The organism is Defluviitalea phaphyphila, assembly GCF_001466305.1.
Taxonomy (GTDB): Bacteria; Bacillota; Clostridia; order Lachnospirales; family Defluviitaleaceae; genus Defluviitalea_A; species Defluviitalea_A phaphyphila.
The window spans coordinates 25764-48245 of record NZ_JWID01000012.1 but is presented as its reverse complement, the minus strand read 5'-3'; the positions used below and the strand labels follow the sequence as shown (position 1 = coordinate 48245).

Genomic DNA, 22482 nt, shown 5'->3' with positions numbered 1-22482 from the left:
TAAAGAAAATGTTTATGCTGGAGGAGATGTAGTAACTGGAGCAGCTACTGTTATTTTAGCTATGGGAGCAGGTAAAAAGGCGGCTAAATCAATTCATGAAAAATTGAAAAATAATAAATAAAATCCACATTTATGTGGATTTTATTTATTATATATTTTTATAGGAATATTAACTTTGTTGCGACCAGATTTTTTTGCTTCATAAAGAGCTTCATCTGCTGATTTTATGAGAGTTTCTTTATCTTTTGCCATACTAGGATAATTAGATATTCCAATGGATACGGTTATATTAACATAATTATTGTAATCTATTTTAAATTTATGATTTTGTACTGCACTGCGAATTTTTTCTGCTACATCATAAGCTTTAGAAAGAGAGTATTCAGGAAGTAAAATACAAAATTCTTCTCCACCTATTCTAAAAATATTTTTTGTAGGACAAAAGTTTTTAAGGATTAGGGCAAATTGTTTTAATATTTTATCTCCAGCAGGATGTCCATAAGTATCATTTATAGATTTAAAATAATCTATATCTAATATGATAATAGATAATTTTTGATTATTTTTAACAGCACATGTAAAAGTATGATTGAGGATAATGTTAAATTGACGAGAATTATTAATTTCTGTTAAAAAATCCTTTGTAGCTTGAGTTTTAAGTTGGAAGTAAGAATGATAATTTTTTTTGAATATGGATATTAAAATTATTAAATATATACTTGATAATAAATTAATTAAAATATTATTATAAGGAATTAATAAATATTTTGAATAAATAAAAGTTATAATAGAAAATAAAATATTTATTATTATCCATTTTTCTAGTTTATTTAAATATAATTTACTAAATAAACCACAAGATAAAATAAATAATAAAGTTAAAAAGAATACTTCCAATGAAAAATAGAAAATAGAATAGAAGATAAAAATAATTATTCCAGATATTAAACAAGATATAAATCCACCAAAGAGAAATGAGGGAGAGAGTATAATCCATAAAGAACTCAAATAAGTTAAAAAATTACTTTCTAAATAAGGGTAAATAATCAATAATATCCCAGAAAGTCCTCCTACTATGCCTAAAAGCTGTTTTTTATATTTATTAGGTTTAAACCAATAACTTTTAAATAAAATACTATTAAGAGTTACAATAGATGTTATTAATAGTATTCTATTGAAAAAATCGTACATAATAACTATTCCCTCTTTTTTTAAAGATTTAGTATATTATAAACTTTATAATAATATTTTAATAATTATTTTATAAAAATACAATTTAAAAATAATCAAAATTTGTATAAATAATATAACTTTTGGCGAGAACTTAAAATAATTGTAGGAAAAATATAAAAAAAGAATAGCCCCATATGTTGCGATATAAGTAGTCCAAAACCCATACATAAAGGAGGCTATTCTTATGAATACAATTATACACGGAATTACAGAAAAAATCACTAAAGATATTAAAAATAATATAGACTTGATATTAAATAGTAGAGATATATCTAAATTTATCCAAGATACAAGTAAATCATTAGATGAAATAGGTGTAAAGATAGTAAAGGAAGCATTCAAAAAATTAATATAAAGATGTTGATAATTAATAAATTAAGTACTCTAGGGTATTGCATAAAATATGGGGAAAGAATAATTATTTTTTCCTACAGTAACTTGACACTATCCTGGTGAGAAATATTACTAGACAAATTTATTCTAGTATGATAAAATATAAAAACGCTTGGACAATTAAATGATTTTGGGTAGTCGCCAAGCGGAAAGGCACAGGATTCTGACTCCTGCATGCGAAGGTTCGAATCCTTCCTACCCAGCCAAATTTTAAATATGCGGATGTGGCGGAATTGGCAGACGCAGCAGACTCAAAATCTGCCGATGGCAACATCGTGGGGGTTCGAATCCCTTCATCCGCACTATAAAAGATGTACTCAGTACATCTTTTTTTTATGAAATTTTAAAAAAAGAGTTAAAAAAATTATAAATAAAATGTATAATTTAAATATTAAAGTTATTATAAGAAAGGATATAAATTAAAAAATGTTAGAAAATATAGTTAACAAGTATATATCTAGATAGAGCATTTGAAATAACTAATGTTAGGTGATATTAAAAATTTTAATAAATAATATGAGTCGCCTTTTTGAGACTCTTTTAACACGAAAGGAGCCAAAATAATGATTTTTTTAGGAATTGACCTAGGAACTTCTTCTGTAAAAATTATTGCAGTAGATAATCCTAAAGAAGAAAATATAAAAGAATATAATAAGATTTACAAACTATACCAAGAAGCATACAGATTTTTGAAAAATTGGTTTAAATTAAAAATAAATATATAGAAATAAAGACGTATGGGAATTTCTCATGCGTTTTTATTTTTTAATATAAGTTACCAAATTTATTTTTGAGTATTATTATATTATTATGAAAGGATAATTAAAAAGGAGGAATATAATGAATTTTAAGTTAAAAGATAAAATGCTTTTATTTTTTAGTGTACTGATATTAATATTTGGCATTCTTATCTTTATATTTGTCAAGGATGGGATAGATGAATTAAATAATTATACTATTGAAAGGCAGTTAAAATCCATTGTTGATTTAGAATATGAATTGTTTTCTAATGAATTTAAAGGGGAATGGAAGCTTGAAAATGGGAATTTATACAAAGGAGATATTTTATTAAGTGAAAGTAAAGAAGCAGTAGATGCTATAAGTGGTGCTAGTAGATATTCTATTTCTATACTTTCTAAAAATAAAATTGTAGTTACTTCTATAAAAGACATTGATTCAACGTTTACAATAAGTGATTTAGGAAATATAGAGGGAAATAAGATAAAAGAAGAAAATGTAGAAGGAATTTATTATGAAGTAATATATAAGCCAATATTAGATAATAATAAAAATCTTATAGGTTATTTTAGTGTATGGGCTTTAAAAGATGATATTATAAATATGAAAAATAATATTCTTAAGAAAATATTAATAATTAGTATTATAATGATATTAGCAGGAATTGTAATTATATTTTTATTTGGAATAGGTATTAATCGTTCATTATCTAAAATTACAACAAATATATCAAAGATGGCACAAGGAAATTATTTAGTTGAAATAAAGGATAAATATTTAAAAAGAAAAGATGAAATGGGTCTTCTTTCAAGAGCTATAAAAGATATGGCAGAAAAACAGTCAGAAGTTTTAAAAAACATCCAAGTAGATGCTAAAAAAATGGATGAATCTTCTAAACACCTTTATACTGCAGTTGAAGATATTAATTCAAGAGTTGAAGAAATAAATAGTTCTACTGAAGAAATAGCTTCTTTTATGGAAGAAGTGGACGCTTCTAGTATGGCAGTAAGTAGTACAATAAATGAAGTAGCGAGTAATATAAAAAATATAGATAATGATATAAAAAAAGGGAGTAAAACTATAAATCAGATAAAAAATAGAGCTGAATATGTACAACAAATTTCTCTTAAATCTCAAGAAGATACTAAAAAAATATACATGCAAAAACAAGAAAAAATATTGGAGGCTATTAAAAAAGGAGAGGTAGTAAAAGAAATTAATAATATGGCACAATTTATTTCTAATATTGCTCATAGAACTAATCTTTTAGCTTTAAATGCTAGTATTGAAGCAGCAAGAAGTGGAGAAGAAGGAAAAGGATTTACTGTTGTAGCAGAAGAAATTAGAAATTTAGCAGAACAATCGGCACAAACAGTTACTAATATTAATGATGTTATAGAAGAAGTTTATGAAGCTTTCGAGAATTTTTCAGATAATGCCAAGGATATTTTAGATTTTATCAATGAAAAAGTTATAAAAGATTATGATATGATGAAAAATATTAGCATTAGATATCAAATGGATTCAACATTAATGGATGAAGTGATTCAAAAGTTTGCCAATAATATAGAAAAGACTAATAATTCTATGGAAAAAATAAATAAGAAAGTAGAAGAAATAACTCAAGCTATAAATTCGGTTACTGCTAATACTCAAACTATTTCTGCTGGATTAAATGAGAGTGCATCTTCTATAGAAGAGATTTCTAATGTAGCTCAAGAAAATTCAAAATTAGGAGAAAATCTTGCAAGTATTTTAAAACAATTTAAAGTAAATTAACAATTATTCCATTGGAATAAAACCTAATTTTTCATACATTTCTAGAGTAATTTTATTATTTGTAGGGAGATTATTATCTTTTTGAAATTTATGAACTGCATTTTTCATATTATCTCCATATTTGCCATCACAGTAACCATTATAATATCCTAAGTTATTTAATTTTTTTTGAATCATAAGTACATCAGATCCTGTATCACCAGGTTCTAATGTTCTAAAATAATCTCCAAAAGGACCAAAAACCCCTTTTACAATAGTAACTTTTGTCCCATGGGGTATCATATCTTTTAGTTCTTTTGCATCCTCATTTTTCATGCGAATACATCCATGGGACATAGGGTTTCCTATACTCCAAGGTTCATCAGTTCCGTGTATGCCGTATTTTCCCCAAGGTACATTAAAGCCCATCCAAGTACCACCAAAACCTTCTCCCCAATCTGCTTTAGATATTATAGTCCAAGTACCAAGGGGAGAAGGAGTAGTTTTTTTACCTCCAGATACAGGATAAGTTTTTATTACTTCTCCATTTTTTAATACATACATTTTATAATAATCTAAATCAACATGAATACTATAAGGATTATTTATTTTATTAAAAACAGATTGATATATATGAAAGGAATTAAAACGATAGAATGTCATATCAAGTAAAATTAAAAATAACATGATAAGGGATATGATTTGAAGGCGATGAGATTTCATAAAAAGCCCCCCTATATATAATCTGAACAGTATATGATATGAAAAATAAAAGAAAATATAGAACTAAAAATGAAAAAATTTGAATTTTAATATTTGTTTCAGTTATAATATATAAAATGTTTTATATAAATTGTAAAAAGGAGAGGAATATGAAATCAAATAAAAAGCTTAAATTGTTTGCTTTAATTTTAGCAAGCATGGGAGTATTTTTTTATTGGCAAAATAATGATATTGTGATAACAGAGTATGATTATATAAATTCAAAACTGCCTAAAGAATTTGATGAATATAAGATTGTTCAAGTTTCAGATCTTCATAATAAAAATTATCATGGAAGACTAGTTAAAAAAATAATAAACATAAATCCAAATATCATAGTAATTACTGGGGATTTGATTGATAGGAGAAATACAAAAATAGATGTTGCATTAAATTTTATAGAAGAAATAAATGATATTGCTCCCATATATTATGTTTCAGGAAATCATGAGCAATTATCTAATAAATATGAATTTCTAAAAGAAAAGTTAGAAGAATTAAATGTAAATATTATGGATGATTATTATATAGAATTATATAAAAATAAAGATAAGATTGGACTTATGGGAATTGCGGACCCTGCAATAAATCAGAAAGAAAGGGATTATCTTTTTGCTAGTAATAGTCAATATATAAGAAATTCAATTGAAAAATTATCTGATAATATAAATACAGATTTTAATATTTTATTATCTCATAGACCCGAAGAATTTGAAGTTTATACAGAAATGAAAATAGATTTAGTTTTTGCTGGACATGCCCATGGAGGACAAATTCGTTTACCATTTGTAGGGGGATTGTTTGCCCCCCACCAAGGTTTATTTCCAAAGTATACAAACGGCATGTATACTTTAGATGAAACTTCTATGATTGTAAGTAGAGGATTAGGCAATAGTATTTTTCCTTTAAGAATATTTAATCGTCCAGAACTTGTAGTAGTTACTTTACATACTTCTTAATTATTCTTATATCTTCTCCTATTAATCTAAAGGCTTTGTAGTTTCCGAATATTCTTGATACAATTCTTTCAGAATATTGATTTTGCCAATCATTAGGCGATAAATTGGTAGATATTATGGTATGCTTTTTATCTAAAAGTCTTGAGTTAAGACAATTAAATAATTCAGCTCCAGTAAGAGAAGTACTAAATTCTGTACCTAAATCATCTATAATTAATAAATCTACTGTAAATATAGCATCTAAGTAAGCTTTTGAGTCTTCTGTTTCTTCCTCTTTTCTAAATCTTTCTTGTTCAAAAAGTTTAAAAAGTTGAAAGGCGGTTAAATAAAGTACGGTTTTACCTTGGTCTAGAAGGTCCTTTGCAATACAATTACATAGAAAAGTTTTCCCAAGTCCTGGATCGCCATAAAAAATAATATTACTAAATTTTTTATCAAATTCTTTAACAAAACGGATACAATGACTATAAATTTGTTTAATATTTTCCTTAGGAGATATGTTAAACTTTGGGTCTACTTTATCAGAGTAATAATCAAAATTAAAATTATCAAAGTTTTCTACAGATAAAATATCTTTTAAATTAGACTGATCATAGGCTACATTAATAAGAGCCTGTTTTAAGCAACTACAAGGAGAATTATCAATATAGCCTGTGTCTTTGCAGCGAGGGCAACTATATATAGGGTCTAAATAATTTTTGTCATATCCATTTACATATAAAAGTTCAGCTTTTTCTATTAATAAATCCATATTTTTTTGTTCTAGAGATTTTATAAGCTCATTAGCTTTTAGAGGGTCTTTTAAAATCATTTTGGAGATTTCTACTCCAGTTTTAGCAAGAAGTTCATCTATTTGTGCAATTCTAGGAATTTTCTTATAAACTTCTTCCTGTCTAGCTTTAAGAGCTCTGTTTGCTGCATCTCTTTTAAGTTCATACTCTCTTAAAATTTTTTTATATTGTTTTTCTCTTATTGTCATTTCCCTTACCTCTCTTCAGAAAGTTGTTTACTTAGATATTCTCTTTCTAATCTTTCAAGTTCATCAAAATCCCATTCTCTTTGCTTAAAGTTAACAAATTTACTAGGTTTTGAATAGTATTGTTTGTTTTTATCATTTGAAGAGGGAGTATTTTGCATAGATTTCTTTTTAATATAGGCATTATCTAATTTTTCAATATCTTTTATAGATTTTACTTTATTTTTATTCCAATTATTTAATATAGAATCAATATATTGAAAACTAGGTTTTTGAGTTTGAATAATAGTTCTTTTACAAGCTTCTAATATAATCTCAAGAGGAATATTAAGAGCGTTTAACCACCTATCCATATATTCTATTTCAGAAGGAGCGGGATTTCTGTCATTAAGTCCTAAGGCCTTCATAATCTCTCTATAATTAGTATTAAATGTTTTTATTCTAGCTTGAGCTTTTTCAACAGTATTAATTCCTTCTTCAGCCCAAGTTAAACCTACTTTTTCTATATAACGCATACTTCTGTGATTATTAGAAATACAGTGTTCTAATAAAAGTTCTATAACATCTAAAGGAAGTCTTAACCAATCATATAAGCTGTATAAAACTTTTAAGTCATTATGACTTAACATTCTACCAAGATATCTTTCTGCAATTTTAAAAAGACGATTTATTTCTGGATTTTTCATATAAATAGTAAGTTCTTCTGGGCTATAATTAGGTCTTGTTTCAAGTTGTATATGTACAGGTTTTTTTAAGTTTTCAGAAGTTACTTTTTTTTCTTCTTTTATTTTAGGAATTAAATAAGATATATGTATAATATCATCTTCATTCCATTCAAATTCCATAAGCCCACATTCTTTCCAATATTCAAAGGCTTTTATAATATCCGATTCTAATAAATCTAACTTTTCTGACATTTCTTTTAAGGTGAGATTATGTTGGCTACTATAAGAAAATCGATAACCATATAAATATACTTTGACAAAATTTCCATTAGCTTTTGGCATATAAAAATCGATAAACTCATTGGGAATTGGAGTTGTGGATAATTCAAAATTATTTTTAATATTTAGAATAGCCATCACTATCCCGCCTTTCGAAAATATTACTTGTAGTGCTATTATATCACATTATTTTAAGATTGTTTATAAAAGAAAATTTAGACTTTTATACGTTCTATACACATAGATTATGTTAATAACTTTGTGGATAATGTGGATAACTATAAAAAGCATTAGCATATTTTACATAAAAAATTCCCAGAAGCTTAAGCTTTTGGGAAATAAAAAACATGTAAAAATATGGAATGAAGAGTTTATTGGAATAAATTTATTCACATGGAATACTTTCCGTTTCTGTTGACAACTCTGTGGATAATGAGGATAAGTTAAGACCTAAAAGTTCTTCTCCTATAATATTCACATCTCCAGCTCCCATAGTTATTAACAGATCACCTGGGATACATTTTTCTAAAAGAAAATTTTCTATTGTTTCAAAATCTGAAAAGTAATAAACTTCTTTATTTAATTTTTCCAATTCCTTTTTTAAATCTTTAGAATGAATTTCACCTAAGTCTTTTTCTCTAGCAGCATAAATATCAGTTAATATTATTTTATCTGCTTCTTTTAAAGCATTGGCAAATTCTTTTAGAAAAGCTTTAGTTCTTGTATAAGTGTGGGGCTGGAATACACACCATAAAGTGTTATGAGGGTAATGCTTTGCAACTGATAGAGTAGCTTTAATTTCAGTTGGATGATGAGCATAATCATCAACAATAGTAATTCCTTTTAAATTTCCTTTTATTTCAAATCTTTGATGGGCACCAGTAAATTTTTCTAATCCTTTTATAATATCTTCGATGTCAATATCTAAGAAATAAGCAGCAGCACATGCAGCTAAAGCATTATAGATGTTATGAATTCCAGGAACATTTAAGGATACTTTTCCCATATTTTTCCCTTGATAAAATAAATTAAAACTTCCACAAGCTTTTTTGTCATAGGATATATTATTAGCAGTCCACATTACTTTATTAGAGTCAGTTCCAAAAGTAATAATTTTACAGTTAACTTCATCTAATAAATCGTTGATATTTTCCATATCTCCATTTATAATCAGTGCTCCATTTTTAGAAATTTTTTTAGAAAAGGAAATAAAGGAATTTCTTATATGATTTATATCTTTAAAATAGTCGAGGTGGTCTTCTTCTATGTTTAATATAACTCCTATGTAAGGGTCAAACTTTAAAAAACTATCATAATATTCACAGGCTTCTGTAATAAAATAATCAGAATTACCTGTACGAATATTTCCACCTATAGAGTCTAAAATTCCTCCTACAGATATAGTAGGGTCTTTTTTAGCTTGTAATAGTATATGAGAAAGCATAGAAGTAGTAGTAGTTTTTCCATGAGTTCCGGCTACAGCTATGGAATAAGGATAGTTTCTCATAATTTCTCCAAGAAGTGTAGCTCTATCTATAACTTTAAGATTTTTTTTCCTAGCTTCTATAAGTTCAGGATTATCCTCTTTAACGGCAGCTGTATAAACTACTAAATCTATATCATCTTTAATGTTAGAAGATAAATGCCCTAGATGAAACTCTACTCCTAAACTTTCTAGATGTCTAATTATTTTTGAATTTTTTATATCTGAGCCTGATATCTTAAATCCTTTTTTAATAAGTATTTCTGCTAAGCCACTCATACTAATGCCGCCAATTCCTATAAAGTGAATTTTTTGATTATTATTTTTAAAATCAATATTTCCCATAGTACACCTCTATTCTTAGTTTTAAATAAATAACCTATTCTTTATAATTTAACATATATTAATTTAAAAATTCTATACTATATTATTACACAAAAAACTAAATTTTTAAAACCTAAACGATAATAAATTTCCTTTTTATTTAAGTCGAATATTATTAAAAGAAAAGCTTAAAATATTCAAGATTTTGATATATAATAAGAATAAATTTGATGATATGGAAGGAGTAAAAAAGTGAATCGTATTAATAAAAATGAAAGAATAGGTTCTATAATAAAAATTCTTACAGAAAATCCGAAAAAAATATATACTTTAAATCAATTTGTAAATATTTTTGAGTGTGCGAAATCTACCTTGAGTGAAGATATAGATACTATAAAAAATATCTTTGAAAAATTTAGTTTAGGGGAAATTGAAACTATTGCAGGAGCAGCTGGAGGCGTATTATATAAACCTACTATGACAAAGGAGCAAATTAGGGAATTTGCATTAGAACTTTGTGATGAAATTAATAAAACAGATAGAATTATTCCTGGAGGATATATTTACCTTAATGATCTTTTATATTCGCCGGATATAGTTTACAACATGGGAAGAGCTTTAGCTAATTTTTTTTATGATTATTCTTTTGATTATGTTGTAACTATTGAAACTAAAGGGATTCCGATTGCTCTTATGACAGCTAGAATATTAAATAAACCCCTAGTGGTTGTAAGAAAAGAAGGGAAATTAACTGATGGAACAGCAATTCATATGAATTATCTAACATCATCAAAAAGAATTCAAACTATGTCTCTTGCTAAGAGAGCTTTAAAAAAGAATTCTAAGGTAATTTTTGTAGATGATTTTATGAAAGCAGGGGGAACTGCTAAAGGTATTGTTGACTTAATGAAAGAATTTGAATGTGAAGTTGTAGGAGTAGGAGTGTTAATGGCTACTAAAGAGCCAAAAGAAAAATTAGTGCAAGATTATGTTAACTTGTTGGTGTTAGAAAAGGTAGATGAAGACAAAAAAGAAATAATTGTACAATCTTATTTATAAGACAGTTTAAAATCTGTCTTTTTTATTTATTTAAATTGTGAAATTACACAACATATGTTAAATAATTTTGTAAAATTAGAATAGTAGAAAGATATTGATATTTGGATAAATCTGTTATATAATATATATATATAAAATTATAACGGTGTCTGGGGGGTTACTCTAGGGCCGCAACATGTTACAGAGAGGGGTTTACATATGGAAATTACAGATATTCGTATACGCAAAGTTAATAAAGAAGGAAAAATGAAGGCAGTTGTTTCAGTTACCTTCGACAACGAATTTGTTGTGCATGATATCAAAATAATTGAAGGAGAAAAAGGACGTTTTATTGCCATGCCAAGCAGAAAAACTTTAGAAGGAGAATTTAGAGATATTGCACATCCAATTAATTCAGCAACAAGAGAAAAAATTCAAACAGCTGTTTTAGAAAAGTATGAAATGATTCTTTTAGCAGAAGCAGATGACACAGCGGCTGAGGAAGTAGCTGCTGATATTGAAGAATAAAACATAAAGCACTTCGTAAGAAGTGCTTTTTTCATGTTGAAAAATTATTATAAACATGAGAGAATAGAAGAGATATTACAGTTTAAGGAAGGGATATGCATGGAAAGTAATAATACTAATGTATCTACTTTGATATTAGCAGCTGGAGAAGGAACTAGGATGAAATCAAAAAAATCTAAAGTATTGCATAAAGTTTTAGGTAAAAGCTTAGTAGCTCATGTAATAGAGGCTGCAAAATATGCAGGTAGCAAAAAAATTTGTTTAGTAATTGGATATAAAGGTGAAGAAGTAAAAAAAGAAATAGGGGATAGTGTATTTTATGTTACTCAAAAACAAAGATTAGGCACAGGACATGCAGTTATGCAGGCTGAAGAATTTATTGAAGATGAAGGTGATATATTAGTACTTTATGGAGATACTCCTTTAATTACTGGAGAAACCCTAAAAAATATGATAGAAATTCATAGAAGAGAAAATAATGGAGTGACAATATTATCAGCTATTTTAGAAGATCCTACAGGATATGGAAGGATTATAAGAGATAAAGAAGGAAATTTTATAAAAAATGTAGAACAAAAAGATGCTACTAAAGAAGAATTAAAAGTTAAAGAAGTTAATTGTGGTATGTATTGTTTTAAATCTAAGGTGTTAAAAGAAGCATTAAAAGAACTTACAAATGATAATGCACAAGGAGAATATTATCTAACAGATACCTTACATATTATTCTTTCAAAAGGGTATAAGGTAAATACTGTAATAGCTAAAGATAATACGGAAATGTTAGGATGTAATTCAAGAGAACAACTTAGCGAAGTAACTCAGATTATGAAAAGAAGAATAAATAAAAAGCATATGCAAGAAGGAGTAACTATAATAGATCCTGAAAATACTTATATTGAGCCTGAAGTAGTCATTGGTATGGATACAATAATATATCCTGGAACATATCTTCAAGGCAATACTATTATAGGAGAAAATTGTATTATAGGGCCTAATTCAAGAATATGTAATTCCAAAATTGGGGATGAAGTAAAAATAGAAAATAGTGTTATATTAGAAAGTGAAGTAAATTCTAATACAACTGTTGGACCGTTTGCTTACATAAGACCTAATAGCAATATTGGGGAAAATGTTAAAATTGGAGATTTTGTTGAAATTAAAAACTCTAACATAGGAAATAATACAAAAGTATCTCATTTAACTTACATAGGAGATGCAGATGTAGGAGAGAGGGTTAATTTTGGATGTGGAACAGTTGTTGTTAATTATGATGGTAAGAAAAAACATAGAACTATTATAGAAGATGACGCTTTTATAGGATGTAATACAAATTTAGTATCTCCTGTTAAAGTTCATAAAAAAGCTTTTACAGCTGCAGGATCAACTATTACAAAGGATGTTCCTCAAAAAGCCTTAGGGATTGCTCGTACAAGACAAATAAATAAAGAAAATTGGGTAAAAGACTAAAATATTCTTTTGTGATTTGAAAAAGTATGGTATAATTGACCCCGGCTAGGGGTTACAAATAAGGAAGATATTTTTAAGGAGGCCTTTTAATGAGGACTAGTAATAATGAAATAAAAATTTTTTCATGTAATGCACATCATGAATTAGCAGAAGAAATTGCTAAAGAATTAGGACTAGAATTGGGCAATTCAGAAGTGGGAAGATTTAGCGATGGAGAAATTTCTGTACGTATTGATGATAAGGTAAGAGGAGCAGATGTATTTATTATTCAGCCGACATCTACCCCTGTAAATGAAAATCTAATGGAATTACTTATTATGATTGATGGATTAAGAAGAGCTTCGGCAGGAAGAATTACAGCTGTTATGCCTTATTATGGATACGCAAGACAAGATAGAAAAGCCAGAGCAAGGGATCCTATTAGTGCTAGATTAGTAGCTGATTTAATTCAAACAGCAGGAGCGGATAGAGTTCTTACCATGGATTTACATTGTGCTCAAATTCAAGGGTTTTTTAGCATTCCTTTAGACCATTTAGTAGGCATGCCTTTATTAACGAAATATTATATAGATAAATTTGGAGATTTAAGTGACTTTGTTGCAGTTTCTCCCGACCTTGGAAGTGTAGGAAGAACAAGAGCTTTTGCAACTAAGTTAGATATTCCAATAGCCATTATTGATAAAAGAAGACCAAAAGCAAATGTATCAGAAATTATGCATATAATAGGTCATATTGAAGGGAAAAAGGTAATATTAGTGGATGATATGATAGATACGGCAGGAACTATTACTAATGCTGCTAATGCTTTAAAAGAAAGAGGAGCAGTTGATGTATTTGCTTGCTGTACTCATCCTGTACTTTCAGGACCAGCTATAGAGAGAATAGAAAATTCTGCTATTTCAGAATTAGTTGTATTAAATACAATTAAACTTCCAAAAGAAAAAAGAATTTCTAAAATAAAAGAAATTTCTGTAGCTTCTATTATGGCAGATGCTATACATAGAATCCATGAGGATTTATCAGTATCTAAATTATTTGATTAATTAAAATAGATAAATTAAAAGCCCTAGTACGACTAGGGCTTATTGCTGTTTTTAAAAATGGAGGTGATCTAATGTTTGCAGTAATAGGATTAGGGAATCCAGGTAATAAATATGATACAACAAGACATAATGTAGGATTTAAAGTTATTGAAAGATTAGCTTATGAAAATAACATAAATTTAAATAAAAAAAAGCATCACGCTATAATAGGAGAAGGGATAATAGGAGAAGAAAAAGTTGTTCTTGCAAAACCCCAAACCTATATGAATTTAAGTGGACAAAGTGTAATAGAGATTATTAATTGGTATAAGATAGACAAAAGTAATATAATTATAGTATATGATGATATTAGCTTACCTTTAGGAGCTCTTAGAATTAGAACGAAAGGCAGCGCAGGAGGACATAATGGAATAAAAAATATCATATCTCATTTAAATTCTCAAGAATTTTTAAGAGTAAAAGTGGGAGTTGGAGAAAAGCCACCAGGATGGGACTTAGCAGATTATGTACTTAGTCATTTTACTAAGGAAGAAATGAAATATATAACAGAAAGTATAAAAAAAGCTTGTGATGCTATAGAAACAATTATAAAAGAAGGAAGTGTTGCAGCTATGAATAAGTTTAATAAAAAAGTAAAGGAGTGATGATTTGTCTAGTACTTCTTTAAATGCAATAATAGACCCAATTCTTGAATTAGAGGCATATAAAAAGCTCTTAAATAATTTAAAAAGTCATAAGTCACCTATATTAGCAACCGGAACAATCGATTCACAAAAAAGCCATCTTATTTATGCTATAAAAACTCACACCAATAGACCTATTATTATAGTTACCCATAATGAAATGAAAGCAAAAGAAATTTATGAAGATATGAAATTTTTTATAGAAGATAATATTTATATATATCCTTCAAAAGATGTACTTTTTTATAATGCAGATGTGCATAGTATAGATATAGTTGTTCAAAGATTAAATGTTTTAAAAGCATTAATAGATAATAAAAATCCAGTTATTATTTTGTCTATTGAAGCCCTATTAGATAGACTTGTAAAAAAAGACATATTTACCAAGTTTATATTGAAATTTAAAGTAGGAGATATAGTATCTATTAAAGAGTTAACTAAAAATCTAGTTTTGATGGGATACGAACATTCAGAAATAGTTGAAAGTCCAGGACAATTCTCCCTTAGAGGGGGAATTATAGATGTTTATTCTAGTACATCTAGTAATCCTTATAGAATTGAATTTTGGGATGATGAGATAGATTCTATACGATCTGTAGACCCTATTACCCAAAGGTCAATAGATAAAGAACAAGAAATAGAAATATTCCCCATGAGGGAAGTAGTATTTGAAGAAGAAATGATTAAAGAAGCAATTAATGCTATAGAAAAAGAAAGTAGTAAAAATATAAGTAAATTAGAAAAACAGGGTTTAAATGAAGAAAAAGCTATTTTAGAGAATACAGTTAATAATATTATAGAGAAGCTAAAAAATGAAAAAAACTTTCAAGGTATAGAAGGATATATAAAATATTTTTATAAAGATACAGTTACTTTAACTGAATATTTAGACAAGGATACAATATTCTTAGTGGATGAGCCTATTAGAATAAAAGAAAAATGTAATAATGTAATACAAGAATTTGAAGATAGTATGAAAGAGCGATTAAAAAAAGGTTATATTCTTCCAAGACAAATGGAAGCTATTTTTAGGTATGAAGATATTTTATATTCTATAGAACCTTTTGATAAAGTTTTAATGACTATGCTTACGCAGTCAATAAAAGATTTTACTATAAAGGAAGTTGTTAATTTTTCTGTAAAACCTATTAATTCTTTTTATAATAAATTAGATATATTAGAAAAAGATATTTTATTTTGGAAACAAAGAAATTTTAGGATAGTTATTTTATGTGGACCAAAAAGTAAGGGTGATAGACTTAAAAAAGAGTTGGCACAAAAAAATATAGAAAGCTCTTATAAAACTGATTTATCTAAACCTATACAAAAGGGAGAAGTAGTTATTTATAGTGGAAGTCTTCACAAAGGTTTTGAATATGGACTTATTGATTTTGTAGTTATTTCTGATAAAGAAGTATTTGGAGAAGAAAAAAAGAAAAGAAAATCTAAGAAAAAAGTAAAAGGGAAAAAAATAGAAGTATTTACAGATCTAAAGGTAGGAGATTATGTTGTTCATGAAAATCATGGAATAGGTATTTATCAAGGGATAGAAAAGATTGTCGTAGATAATGTAAGCAAAGATTATTTAAAAATAAAATATCTAGATAATGGAATACTTTATGTTCCTATTAATCAAATGGATATAGTTCAAAAATATATAGGTAGAGAGGGGAAAGGTCCTAAGCTTAATAAACTTGGAGGCTCTGAATGGATAAAAGCTAAAGCCAAGGTAAAAAAAGCAGTAGCCGATTTAGCTAAAGAACTTATAGAGCTTTATGCAAAAAGACAAAAAAGCAGAGGATATAAATATGGGCCTGATACAGTTTGGCAAAAAGAATTTGAAGATATGTTTCCCTATGAAGAAACAGCAGATCAAATAAAAGCTATTGAAGAAGTAAAAAAAGATCTAGAAAGTGACAAAATTATGGATAGACTTCTATGTGGAGATGTAGGGTATGGGAAAACAGAAGTTGCCATAAGAGCAGCTTTTAAAGTAGTACAAGAAGGTAAACAAGTAGCTTATTTAGTACCTACTACCATACTAGCTCAGCAGCACTATAATACTTTTGTTCAAAGAATGAAAGATTTTCCCATAAAGATAGGAGTTTTATCCCGTTTTCGTACTCCAAAAGAACAAAGACAAACAATAGAAGGATTAAAAAGAGGAATAATTGACATTGTAATAGGAACTCATAGACTTTTATCTAAAGATATAATGTTTAAAGATTTAGGTTTGTTAATAGTGGATGAAGAACAAAGATTTGGAGTTGCCCATAAAGAAAAATTAAAACATCTAAAAGAAAATGTAGATGTATTAACCCTAACAGCTACTCCTATTCCTAGAACTTTACACATGAGCCTTGTAGGAATAAGAGATATGAGTATATTAGAAGAACCACCAGAGGAAAGATATCCTGTGCAGACTTATGTAATGGAATATAATCCTGAATTTATTAGAGATGCTATTAATCGTGAAATTGGAAGAAATGGACAAGTATATTATTTATATAATCGTGTAAAAAATATTGATAAGGTAGCAGCACAAATCCAAAAATTAGTTCCAGAAGCTGTAGTATCTTATGCCCATGGTCAAATGAGTGAAAGGGAACTAGAAAATATAATGGTAGAATTTATAAATGGGAAAATTGATGTATTAGTTTGTACAACCATTATAGAAACTGGCCTTGATATTCCTAATGTTAATACAATAATAATTCAAGATGCAGATTGTATGGGTTTATCTCAACTTTACCAATTAAGGGGAAGAGTAGGACGTTCTAATCGCATTGCTTATGCTTATCTTATGTATCAAAAGGATAAGGTATTGCAAGAAGGAGCAGAAAAAAGACTTCAAGCAATAAAAGAGTTTACAGAGTTTGGTTCAGGATTTAAAATTGCCATGAGAGATTTAGAGATAAGAGGAGCAGGGAATATACTAGGGGCTCAACAGCATGGACATATGGATGCAGTAGGATATGATTTATATTGTAAACTTTTAGAAGAAGCTGTTAGTAAAGAAAGTGGTCAAGAAGTGAAAGAAAATTTTGAAACTTCTATAGATTTAAACATTAGTGCTTATATACCTTCTGCATATATACAAAATGAAATGCAAAAGTTAGAAATATATAAAAAAATTGCAACAATACAAAATGAAAAAGATTATTTCGATTTACAAGAAGAAATAGAAGATAGATATGGTGATTTACCTAAAAGTGTTCAAAATTTATTAGATATATCTCTTTTAAAAGCAGAAGCTCATGATTTGGAAATATTATCAATTACTCAAAAAGGAAATAACATAAATTTAACTTTTAAGGAAGATGCCCATATAGATCCTACAAAAATTTCTGAGATTCTTAGCAAATATAAAAAGAATCTTAAATTTGTAGCTGTTAAAACCCCTTACTTTATATATAGTTTAAAAAATGAAAAAAAAGAGTCACTAATCAGATATATTAAGAATTTATTACATGATTTAAAAGGTTTGAAGTTAAAATAAAGATGTTTTATAATTAAAGAAAAGCTTTGTGAAATGGGGTTATTAGATGATAAAAAGGAATAAATTGGCACAAATTTTATTTATTATTTTAATAATAAGTTCATTTGTTGCTGGTTGTGGTTTAAAAGAAGAAGAATATGTAGCAATTATTAATGATGAAAAAATAAGCCTAGAAGAATATAATGTGTATTTATGGAGGATAAAGCAAGTATATCAAAGTATAGGTGAGGAAGATATATGGGAAACAAAATTTGATGGAGAACCTGCAGAAGAAGTAGCAAAAGAAAGTACTCTTGATTTAATTAAGTCAATTAAAGTTCAAGTTCAAGAAGCTGAAAAAAACAACATATCTTTAACAGAAGAAGAAAAGGAAGAAGCAGAAAGCCAAGCAGAAAGTTTAAAAATTCAAATGGGCGATGAAATAGAAAGTATGGGAATTAGTGATGAAGTTATAAAAATAATTGCAGAAGAAAATATAATAAGCCAAAAATTATATGAAGAATTAACTAAAGATTATGTTGAAAATCAAGAGGAATTTGAAGAATTTTTTGAAGAAAATAAGGATTTTTTAAAACAAGTTAGAGTAAAACATATTTTGCTAAAAACACATGATATACAAAATGGTGAATTAGTACCCCTTTCAGAAGAAGAGCAAAAAATTGCTAAAGAAAAAGCAGAAGAAGCTTTAGAAAGAGCTAGAGCAGGAGAAGATTTTGCAAGTCTTGTGCACGAATATTCTGAAGATGAAGCTTCTATTCCAAATGATGGAGAATATGTTTTTGGAAGAAATCAAGGAATGGAACCAAATTTTGAGGAAGCAGCTTTTAGTTTAAAAGTTGGAGAAATAAGCGATTTGGTAGAAACAAGTTATGGATATCATATTATAAAATTAGAAGAAGAAATAGAGCCTGATAAGGAAGAAGTTAGAGCTAATTATATAGAACTTAAAAAACAAAGTTTTTATCAATCAAAAGTTCAAGAATGGATTGATACTGCTAAAGTAGAAATAAATGAAGATGTATGGGAAAAAATTAAAGTAAAATAGAAAAAAGAGAGTTTAAACTTTCTAAAGTTTAAACTCTCTTTTTATATATTTTTAATAAATTAAGAGGATAAAATTGAAAAATACGCATAAAATACCCAAAATATAATCATACTATTAAAGAAACTATTAAGAATGCTAGAATATAGAGGAGGAATTTATTTTGAAAGCTACAGGAATTGTAAGAAGAATAGATGATTTAGGACGTGTTGTAATTCCAAAGGAAATAAGGAGAACTCTCCGTATTAGAGAAGGCGACCCTCTTGAGATTTTTACAGACCATGATGGACAAGTAATTCTTAAAAAATACTCTCCTATAGGAGAATTAGGAATGTTTGCAAAGGAGTATGCAGAAGCTCTTGCACAAACTACAGGACTTATTACTTGTATTGCAGATAAGGATCAAATAATTGCTGTTTCAGGAGGGTCTAAAAAAGAATTTTTAGATAAAAATATTAGTCAATCTTTAGAAAAAATCATTGGTGAAAGAAATATTTTTACAGCTTCTAAAGAAGAAGATAATTTTATTCCTATATTAGCAGATGAAACTAATACTAATTATAATTCTGAACTTATATCTCCTATTATAGCTGAAGGAGATGTTATAGGAGCAGTTATATTTTTATCTACAGATAAAGTAAAAATGGGAGAAGTAGAAACTAAATTAGCACAGTCAGCAGCAGGATTTTTAGGAAAACAAATGGAACAATAAGTATTTTCAAATTTTATACTTTATGTTATAATAATGCTCAAAAGATAAAAATAAGTAGGGATACTATGGATAAAAAAGAAAAATATACTTATGATGATCTTATAAAAATTGTAGAAATCCTTAGAGGCGAAAATGGGTGTCCATGGGATATAAAGCAAACTCATACGAGTCTTTTACCTAATCTTCTTGAAGAAACTTATGAAGTTATTGATGCTATTAAAAAAGAAAATACAGATAATTTAAAAGAAGAATTAGGAGATTTACTTCTTCAAGTTGTATTCCACGCTCAAATTGCTAAAGAACAAGAAGAGTTTAATATAGATGATGTAATAGATAGAATATGTAAAAAGCTTATTTTAAGACATCCTCATATTTTTGGAGAAAAAAGTGCAAATAATGTAGAGGAAGTTTTAGAAAATTGGGAGCAAATTAAGAAAAAAGAAAAAGGGTATCAAACTCAAACAGAAGTTTTAAGAAATATTCCAGAGGTTCTCCCTGCTTTAGTTAGAGCTTATAAAGTTCAAGTCAAGGCATCAAATGTAGGATTTGATTGGAAAGATGTTAAAGATGTTATTAATAAGGTAAATGAAGAGTTAGCAGAGTTCATAGAGGCTTATAAAAAAGGAAACCAAGAACAAATAATGGAAGAATACGGAGATTTGTTATTTTCTATGATAAATATTGCAAGATTTTTTAAAATAAATCCTGAATTTGCCTTGACAAATGCTATAGAAAAGTTTATAAATAGATTTGAATATGTTGAAAATACTGCAGTTTTAAATAATAAGAGGTTAGAAAATATGTCACTTGATGAAATGGATAAGTTATGGGAAGAAGCGAAATTAAAAACCTCTAAAAATCTGTAGTATTTTACTGTTACATTTTAAAAAGAAATATGAGGAGGAAGGATTATGAACAAATCCGAATTAGTAGCAGCAATGGCTGCCAAAGCAGAAATGAGTAAAAAGGACGCAGAAAAAGCATTAAAAGCATTCGAAGAAGTTGTAAAAGAAGAATTAGCTAAAAATGGAAAAGTTCAATTGGTTGGGTTTGGTACTTTTGACGTAGTAGAAAGAGCAGCTAGAGAAGGCAGAAATCCTCAAACAGGAGAAGTAATGAATATCCCTGCCTCTAAGGCACCAAGATTTAAGGCAGGTAAAGCATTAAAAGACGCAGTAAATAATAGATAATGCTACATATCTTAAAAAATCTACACTTTTCTAGTGTAGATTTTTTATATTACATAAAGGAGAATGATAATGCGATTAGATAAATATCTTAAAGTAAGTCGTTTAATAAAAAGAAGAACTGTTGCTAATGAAGCTTGTAATGCAGGAAGAGTTTTAGTTAATGGAAAACAAGCAAAAGCAGGAACTAATGTGAAAGTAGGAGATATTATTGAAATAAAATTTGGAAACAATACTACAAAAGTAGAAGTATTAGAAGTAAAAGAACATGTAAGAAAAGAAGAAGTATCAAATATGTACAAATATTTATAATTTCTATCATTTTTAAATACAACCCTTAATATACATAAATATAAGTAATTTAGAAAATATATTTAAAAGGTGGGGGTTGTATGGAAGATAAAATTGGGAAAATTCATAGCATTATGATGCAAGATAGAGAAATTTTATCTATTACAGGAGTAATAGATGTATTTGCATTTGACGAGGAAAATGTAGATATTGAAACCGAAATGGGTATGCTTACAATTAAAGGTACTGACCTCCATGTAAATAAATTAAATTTAGAAAAAAAGGAATTAGAAATAGAAGGAGAAATAGAAAGTTTAACTTACCATGATGGAGATTCTTTTAATAAGAAAGGGAATTCATTTTTTGGGAAGTTGTTTAAATAGGAGTGAGTACCTTGATTGTATCTATTAGTGAACAGGCTCATATATTCTTTATCGCAGTAACAGCTGGTGTGATAATAGGAATTTTTTATGATTTATTTCGTATTATTAGAAAAATATTTCCTCATCCTAATTGGTTAATTCAATTAGAAGATTTAATTTATTGGATAACTATATCAGCATTTATGTTTTTTGTATTATTCAATAAAAATTATGGAGAAATTAGAGGGTTTGTACTACTTGGAGCCCTTCTTGGAAATATAATATATTTTTTTACTATTAGTATTGTGTTTATGAAATTTGCTACTTGGATTATTTATTGGACAAAAAAAATTATAAAGACTATATTAAGAATCTTATTTATTCCTATCAAATTGATTTTAAAAATACTTTATTATCCTTATAAGTGGATTTCTTATCCTTTTAAATTTTTAAGAGGGAAAATTAAAATAATCATGAATAAGTCAAAAAATAAAGTAAAAAGAAAATCTAAACAAATATTAAAAGAACTTTACATAATATATAAAAAGATATAGAATAAAAATAAAAGAGATAATTTCACAATTATTAAAAATGAAAGAGGGATTGGATTGAAAAAAAGAAATAAAAAAACTTTTAAAATCAGATGGAATGCCATATTTATTCTTATTTTTCTCTTAATGATTGCATTTAAATCCTATGATTTACAAAAAATCAACAAAGAATTAGAAGCACAAAAAAAGGAATATAGTAAACAGATAGAAATGGCAAAAGAAGAACAAGAATCCCTTTTAGAAGAGAAAGAATATAGTCAATCAAAAGAATATATTGAAAAAGTAGCAAGAGAAAAATTAGGATTGATAAAAGAAGATGAAATAATATTTATGGAAAAGAATTAAAAATGTTTTTAATAGTTGACAAGTTAGTATAAGGTGATTATAATACTGTATTGTAGTCTAAATTTTATGGCGGAGTAGCTCAGATGGCTAGAGCATACGGTTCATACCCGTAGTGTCGGCGGTTCGATTCCGTCCTCCGCTATTTTTTAGAAGTGGCTCATATT

At 27.4% G+C, this 22482-nt stretch carries 23 protein-coding genes and 3 tRNA genes; 21 read left to right on the top strand and 5 right to left on the bottom strand.

Annotated elements, in window-relative coordinates; translation table 11 throughout:
- Positions 1-141 precede the first annotated feature (141 nt).
- Entirely contained in the window at positions 142-1191 is a 1050-nt protein-coding gene (locus OM90_RS08820; RefSeq protein ID WP_058486522.1) for a GGDEF domain-containing protein, read from the bottom strand.
- Positions 1192-1417: 226 nt separating this feature from the next.
- Here OM90_RS08820 and OM90_RS12790 point away from each other — a divergent pair, with 226 nt between their 5' ends.
- The 5 genes from OM90_RS12790 to OM90_RS08805 all read left to right on the top strand — a co-directional run bounded on the left by OM90_RS12790 (position 1418) and on the right by OM90_RS08805 (position 4143).
- Positions 1418-1588: a hypothetical protein gene (locus OM90_RS12790; protein ID WP_160323653.1), complete on the top strand. Its 171-nt coding sequence runs from the start codon at positions 1418-1420 to the stop codon at positions 1586-1588.
- 169 nt (positions 1589-1757) lie between these two features.
- Positions 1758-1832: transfer RNA gene (locus OM90_RS08815), tRNA-Gln, on the top strand.
- Between the two features lie 12 nt (positions 1833-1844).
- Positions 1845-1928: transfer RNA gene (locus OM90_RS08810), tRNA-Leu, on the top strand.
- A 261-nt stretch (positions 1929-2189) separates the two neighbouring features.
- The gene (locus tag OM90_RS12785; RefSeq protein ID WP_160323652.1) at positions 2190-2351 is read left to right on the top strand and encodes a hypothetical protein; all 162 of its coding nucleotides are present in this window, start codon (positions 2190-2192) and stop codon (positions 2349-2351) included.
- Between the two features lie 115 nt (positions 2352-2466).
- Positions 2467-4143: a methyl-accepting chemotaxis protein gene (locus OM90_RS08805; RefSeq protein WP_058486521.1), complete on the top strand. Its 1677-nt coding sequence runs from the start codon at positions 2467-2469 to the stop codon at positions 4141-4143.
- A 3-nt stretch (positions 4144-4146) separates the two neighbouring features.
- Here the strand turns inward: OM90_RS08805 and OM90_RS08800 are convergent, their stop codons facing one another.
- On the bottom strand, positions 4147-4845 hold the full coding sequence (locus tag OM90_RS08800; protein ID WP_058486520.1) for a L,D-transpeptidase family protein: 699 nt from the start codon (positions 4843-4845) through the stop codon (positions 4147-4149).
- A 149-nt stretch (positions 4846-4994) separates the two neighbouring features.
- Between OM90_RS08800 and OM90_RS08795 the strand changes: the two genes are divergently transcribed.
- The gene (locus OM90_RS08795) at positions 4995-5843 is read left to right on the top strand and encodes a metallophosphoesterase (RefSeq protein ID WP_058486519.1); all 849 of its coding nucleotides are present in this window, start codon (positions 4995-4997) and stop codon (positions 5841-5843) included.
- Here OM90_RS08795 and OM90_RS08790 read toward each other — a convergent pair.
- The 3 genes from OM90_RS08790 to murC all read right to left on the bottom strand — a co-directional run bounded on the left by OM90_RS08790 (position 5824) and on the right by murC (position 9591).
- Complete coding sequence (locus tag OM90_RS08790) at positions 5824-6822, bottom strand: ATP-binding protein (protein ID WP_058486518.1); 999 nt, start codon at positions 6820-6822, stop codon at positions 5824-5826. The two genes, OM90_RS08795 and OM90_RS08790, sit on opposite strands and share 20 nt — an antisense overlap.
- Before the next feature lie 5 nt (positions 6823-6827).
- Entirely contained in the window at positions 6828-7901 is a 1074-nt protein-coding gene (locus OM90_RS08785; RefSeq protein WP_058486517.1) for a DnaD domain protein, read from the bottom strand.
- A 247-nt stretch (positions 7902-8148) separates the two neighbouring features.
- Positions 8149-9591, bottom strand: coding sequence for a UDP-N-acetylmuramate--L-alanine ligase (gene murC / locus OM90_RS08780; protein ID WP_058486516.1), 1443 nt, complete (start codon positions 9589-9591; stop codon positions 8149-8151).
- A 231-nt stretch (positions 9592-9822) separates the two neighbouring features.
- Between murC and purR the strand changes: the two genes are divergently transcribed.
- The 15 genes from purR (at position 9823) to OM90_RS08705 (ending at position 22460) form a co-directional block, all read left to right on the top strand.
- Positions 9823-10629, top strand: a complete 807-nt coding sequence (gene purR, locus OM90_RS08775) for a pur operon repressor (RefSeq protein WP_058486515.1) — start codon at positions 9823-9825, stop codon at positions 10627-10629.
- 198 nt (positions 10630-10827) lie between these two features.
- Positions 10828-11136, top strand: coding sequence for a septation regulator SpoVG (spoVG, locus tag OM90_RS08770; protein ID WP_058486514.1), 309 nt, complete (start codon positions 10828-10830; stop codon positions 11134-11136).
- A gap of 99 nt (positions 11137-11235) precedes the next feature.
- Positions 11236-12603: a bifunctional UDP-N-acetylglucosamine diphosphorylase/glucosamine-1-phosphate N-acetyltransferase GlmU gene (gene glmU, locus OM90_RS08765; RefSeq protein WP_058486513.1), complete on the top strand. Its 1368-nt coding sequence runs from the start codon at positions 11236-11238 to the stop codon at positions 12601-12603.
- A gap of 89 nt (positions 12604-12692) precedes the next feature.
- Positions 12693-13646: a ribose-phosphate diphosphokinase gene (locus OM90_RS08760; RefSeq protein ID WP_058486512.1), complete on the top strand. Its 954-nt coding sequence runs from the start codon at positions 12693-12695 to the stop codon at positions 13644-13646.
- 71 nt (positions 13647-13717) lie between these two features.
- Positions 13718-14290, top strand: a complete 573-nt coding sequence (pth, locus tag OM90_RS08755; protein WP_058486511.1) for an aminoacyl-tRNA hydrolase — start codon at positions 13718-13720, stop codon at positions 14288-14290.
- Positions 14291-14294: 4 nt separating this feature from the next.
- Positions 14295-17828 (top strand): transcription-repair coupling factor, encoded by a 3534-nt coding sequence (gene mfd, locus OM90_RS08750; protein ID WP_144428569.1) that lies wholly within the window; start codon positions 14295-14297, stop codon positions 17826-17828.
- A 46-nt stretch (positions 17829-17874) separates the two neighbouring features.
- Positions 17875-18873 carry a peptidylprolyl isomerase gene (locus OM90_RS08745; protein WP_058486510.1) on the top strand — a complete coding sequence of 333 codons (999 nt, stop codon included), beginning with the start codon at positions 17875-17877 and terminating at the stop codon, positions 18871-18873.
- Between the two features lie 160 nt (positions 18874-19033).
- A complete protein-coding gene (gene spoVT, locus OM90_RS08740) occupies positions 19034-19582 on the top strand; it encodes a stage V sporulation protein T (RefSeq protein WP_058486509.1) in 549 nt (182 codons plus the stop codon).
- A 65-nt stretch (positions 19583-19647) separates the two neighbouring features.
- Positions 19648-20448, top strand: a complete 801-nt coding sequence (mazG, locus tag OM90_RS08735) for a nucleoside triphosphate pyrophosphohydrolase (RefSeq protein WP_058486508.1) — start codon at positions 19648-19650, stop codon at positions 20446-20448.
- Positions 20449-20493: 45 nt separating this feature from the next.
- Complete coding sequence (locus OM90_RS08730; RefSeq protein WP_058486507.1) at positions 20494-20772, top strand: HU family DNA-binding protein; 279 nt, start codon at positions 20494-20496, stop codon at positions 20770-20772.
- 69 nt (positions 20773-20841) lie between these two features.
- Complete coding sequence (locus tag OM90_RS08725; RefSeq protein WP_058486506.1) at positions 20842-21081, top strand: RNA-binding S4 domain-containing protein; 240 nt, start codon at positions 20842-20844, stop codon at positions 21079-21081.
- 80 nt (positions 21082-21161) lie between these two features.
- Positions 21162-21443 carry a sporulation protein YabP gene (yabP, locus tag OM90_RS08720; protein ID WP_058486505.1) on the top strand — a complete coding sequence of 94 codons (282 nt, stop codon included), beginning with the start codon at positions 21162-21164 and terminating at the stop codon, positions 21441-21443.
- Between the two features lie 11 nt (positions 21444-21454).
- The gene (gene yabQ / locus OM90_RS08715) at positions 21455-21976 is read left to right on the top strand and encodes a spore cortex biosynthesis protein YabQ (RefSeq protein ID WP_058486504.1); all 522 of its coding nucleotides are present in this window, start codon (positions 21455-21457) and stop codon (positions 21974-21976) included.
- A 54-nt stretch (positions 21977-22030) separates the two neighbouring features.
- The gene (locus OM90_RS08710) at positions 22031-22318 is read left to right on the top strand and encodes an FtsB family cell division protein (protein WP_084758009.1); all 288 of its coding nucleotides are present in this window, start codon (positions 22031-22033) and stop codon (positions 22316-22318) included.
- Between the two features lie 68 nt (positions 22319-22386).
- Positions 22387-22460: transfer RNA gene (locus OM90_RS08705), tRNA-Met, on the top strand.
- Positions 22461-22482 lie beyond the last annotated feature (22 nt).

Bases quoted from the DNA above. Each gene is read 5' to 3' on its own strand.
- OM90_RS08785 (WP_058486517.1), bottom strand. From the start codon at position 7,901: ATGGCTATTCTAAATATTAAAAATAATTTTGAATTATCCACAACTCCA.
- OM90_RS08795 (WP_058486519.1), top strand. From the start codon at position 4,995: ATGAAATCAAATAAAAAGCTTAAATTGTTTGCTTTAATTTTAGCAAGC.
- OM90_RS08820 (WP_058486522.1), bottom strand. From the start codon at position 1,191: ATGTACGATTTTTTCAATAGAATACTATTAATAACATCTATTGTAACT.
- OM90_RS08805 (WP_058486521.1), top strand. From the start codon at position 2,467: ATGAATTTTAAGTTAAAAGATAAAATGCTTTTATTTTTTAGTGTACTG.
- OM90_RS08745 (WP_058486510.1), top strand. From the start codon at position 17,875: ATGATAAAAAGGAATAAATTGGCACAAATTTTATTTATTATTTTAATA.
- yabP (WP_058486505.1), top strand. From the start codon at position 21,162: ATGGAAGATAAAATTGGGAAAATTCATAGCATTATGATGCAAGATAGA.
- OM90_RS08790 (WP_058486518.1), bottom strand. From the start codon at position 6,822: ATGACAATAAGAGAAAAACAATATAAAAAAATTTTAAGAGAGTATGAA.
- OM90_RS08800 (WP_058486520.1), bottom strand. From the start codon at position 4,845: ATGAAATCTCATCGCCTTCAAATCATATCCCTTATCATGTTATTTTTA.
- OM90_RS12790 (WP_160323653.1), top strand. From the start codon at position 1,418: ATGAATACAATTATACACGGAATTACAGAAAAAATCACTAAAGATATT.
- OM90_RS12785 (WP_160323652.1), top strand. From the start codon at position 2,190: ATGATTTTTTTAGGAATTGACCTAGGAACTTCTTCTGTAAAAATTATT.
- mazG (WP_058486508.1), top strand. From the start codon at position 19,648: ATGGATAAAAAAGAAAAATATACTTATGATGATCTTATAAAAATTGTA.
- glmU (WP_058486513.1), top strand. From the start codon at position 11,236: ATGGAAAGTAATAATACTAATGTATCTACTTTGATATTAGCAGCTGGA.
- OM90_RS08730 (WP_058486507.1), top strand. From the start codon at position 20,494: ATGAACAAATCCGAATTAGTAGCAGCAATGGCTGCCAAAGCAGAAATG.
- pth (WP_058486511.1), top strand. From the start codon at position 13,718: ATGTTTGCAGTAATAGGATTAGGGAATCCAGGTAATAAATATGATACA.
- OM90_RS08725 (WP_058486506.1), top strand. From the start codon at position 20,842: ATGCGATTAGATAAATATCTTAAAGTAAGTCGTTTAATAAAAAGAAGA.
- OM90_RS08760 (WP_058486512.1), top strand. From the start codon at position 12,693: ATGAGGACTAGTAATAATGAAATAAAAATTTTTTCATGTAATGCACAT.
- spoVG (WP_058486514.1), top strand. From the start codon at position 10,828: ATGGAAATTACAGATATTCGTATACGCAAAGTTAATAAAGAAGGAAAA.
- murC (WP_058486516.1), bottom strand. From the start codon at position 9,591: ATGGGAAATATTGATTTTAAAAATAATAATCAAAAAATTCACTTTATA.